This window comes from Bartonella sp. EBT8 (genome assembly GCF_055796165.1).
In genome coordinates this window covers 1-2,584 of sequence record NZ_JBTTDJ010000043.1, presented here as the reverse complement: position 1 = coordinate 2,584, position 2,584 = coordinate 1, and the positions used below count along the sequence as shown (strand labels likewise).

Annotated in this window: 2 protein-coding genes; both read left to right on the top strand. The window is 47.6% G+C overall.

The features are described from left to right. On the top strand, positions 1-500 hold a 500-nt coding region (locus AC0QT4_RS08770), incomplete at its 5' end, for a ShlB/FhaC/HecB family hemolysin secretion/activation protein (RefSeq protein ID WP_473201295.1). Between the two features lie 90 nt (positions 501-590). Continuing rightward, positions 591-2,584, top strand: a 1,994-nt coding sequence (locus tag AC0QT4_RS08765) for a filamentous hemagglutinin N-terminal domain-containing protein (protein ID WP_473201294.1), incomplete at its 3' end; no start/stop codon positions are given.

The following is a 2,584-nucleotide window of genomic DNA, read 5'->3' as shown; positions in this document are numbered from 1 at the left end:
ATGCGCCCAAAGGGCAATTTAGAAAATGGTCTTTTTCTCTGGGCTATGTGCGTCCTTTTTCACTTCATTCATATCATTTTCGCTATAACACGCAGCTTTCAGGGCAGTGGTCTCCCGATAGTTTGTTTGGTTCAGAACAAATATCGCTTGGCGGAACCTCTTCTGTACGTGGGGTGCGTGAGGCGGTTTATTACGGCAATAATGGAGTGTTTTGGCGCAATGAATTGTCCCTGTTATTGTCAGGTTTCACCTCGGAGGGAGGTCGTAAATTGATGAGCCAATTTTCTCCTTATATGGCCCTTGATCTGGGAGCAGTGGCTAATGATACAAGCAAAAACAGTTTTGGTGGTAGCCTGGTTGGGGCAACGCTTGGCTTTCATGCGGCTGGAGAGATGATGGATGTTGATTTGTCTTACTCTAATCTTTTGAAGGCATCAATACCGCTAGAGAAGGGGAATAGGGTTGGAGTATTTCAAGTGCGGGCTTTGTTAAGGTTTTAGTAAGGGGCGGTAAAAAGATCGCCTTGCTGTGTACACCCTTTGGGAATGTTTTTTACAAAAAGATTTATAGGATTTTATGAGGAGTGAAAGATGCGGGGATTGAAGGATCAACAGCATAAATTGGGCTATGGAACTAAGTTAGAGCAGCGTGCTCTTTGTGTTTTGCAGAAAGGGGCTCATAAGGGGCTTTCATTGGTTTTAAGCTTTTGCTTAGCCTTTCAGCCTTTTTTATTGCAAGCGCAAGCACTTGGCGCGCAACGTTCTGTTGTACAAGAGCCTCAAGGGATTAAAGCAGCGAGTGGGGTTGGCTCTGTTTTTCACCCTACGGTGGGCATAGCAGGCAATGGTGTGCCGCTGATTGATATTGCGCGTCCTAATGGACAAGGTCTTTCTCATAATAAATATGATAGTTTCAATGTTGATACCCATGGTGTGATTTTAAACAATTCCACCAAAGAGGTTTCGCGTTCACAGCTTGGGGGATTGGTGCCTGGTAACGGCAATTTGCGCGATGTTGGGCCAGCAAAGGTTATTCTCAATGAAGTGGTGAGCGCTAGTCGCTCGCGTCTTGAAGGGATGACAGAGGTTCATGGGCAATCGGCTGATGTGATTATCGCCAATCCCAATGGGCTTACCTGTAACGGTTGCGGTTTTATCAATACACCGCGGGTAACTTTATCGACCGGACAGCCGATCATTGGGGCCGATGGTTCTTTGAGTGGTTTGCGTGTTGAAGGCGGTAACATCACCATAGGTGCTCGTGGAGTTGATGGGAGTTCATTGGATGTTTTTGATCTTGTTTCGCGCAAGATCCATGTAGAGGGTCCCATTCAAGTCAAAGGGGAATTGGCAGTTATAGCGGGGCATAATCATTTTGATTATGGGAAGCGAGAAGCAACATCACTTGGCTCTGATGGCAAAGAGACGGAGTTGGCAATTGATTCCAGCGAGTTTGGTGGCATGTATGCGGGTCAGATCCGGGTTCTCGCTAATGATAAAGGTGCTGGTGTCAAGATGCTTGGCAATATGGCTGCCAATGCTGGCGCCATGAAGTTGACCAGTGATGGCAAGCTGGTTCTTGCCAAAGCACGTGCCAAAGGATCGGTCAAAGCGCATTCTCATCATGACAGTGTGCATGTGAACGATCTGGTTTTTTCAGAACAGACGGTTGAGCTGAAAGCTTTGAAGCATGTTGAACTGGCAGAGCATTCTCGCGTTGCGGCGGGTGGTGCTGTTGATGTGCAGGCTTCTACCATTGCCCTTAGATCTGATGCTTTGTTGGCGAGTGGCATTGACAATGATGGCACACAGTCAGCGACGGGTTCTTTGCACCTCAAGGCAACGAAGCTTGAGGCTGGCGATGGACGGATAGCTGCTGGTGGTCTTTTAGAAATCCAAGCAGCAACCATTGATCTTTCTCGCATAAAAGACAATGATCAGACTGGGGTTTCTTCTCTTGGTGATATGACCATTGAAACTAATCAAATCCGTGCTTTCAACAACCATATTGGAGCAAGAGGGAATATTGTCTTGAGTGCCGATGAGGCTCTTAGCGTAGATGCTGGTCATTATAGCGCTGGCGGTTTTCTTTTGATGGAAGCGGCAGAGTTGTCATCGCGTGCCAATTTAGGTGCAGAGCAAAAAGTTGACCTTTATGCGCACAGTGGTGATCTTCTTCAAGAAGGCACAGTTCTTTCTAATGGAGAGGTCACGCTGAACGCCCATGGTGCGCTGAGTCACAAGGGTGATATTGTCAGTAAGCGGACGGTTACCTTGACAGCGGGGGGCATGCTGACAACCGGACAAGAGAGCACGATTTTAAGTTCTGGTGTTGTTGTGAGCGCAGCTTCTATAACTCAAGCAGGGGCTGTGAACGTGCAAGAGGGAGTATTAACCCTTCAAACGCGTGATGGAGTCATAAATAGCGGCACAATGCGCGCTGCTAGCGTTGATGTGCATGTTGCTTCCCTAACCAATCAAGGACTGTTGATAGCTAACAATGCTATGCACCTAACGATCAGGGCTCAAGAAGGGGCTGGTGTGCAGCAAGCCTTTGTTGAGAATTCTTCTGGCGCCGTTTTGCA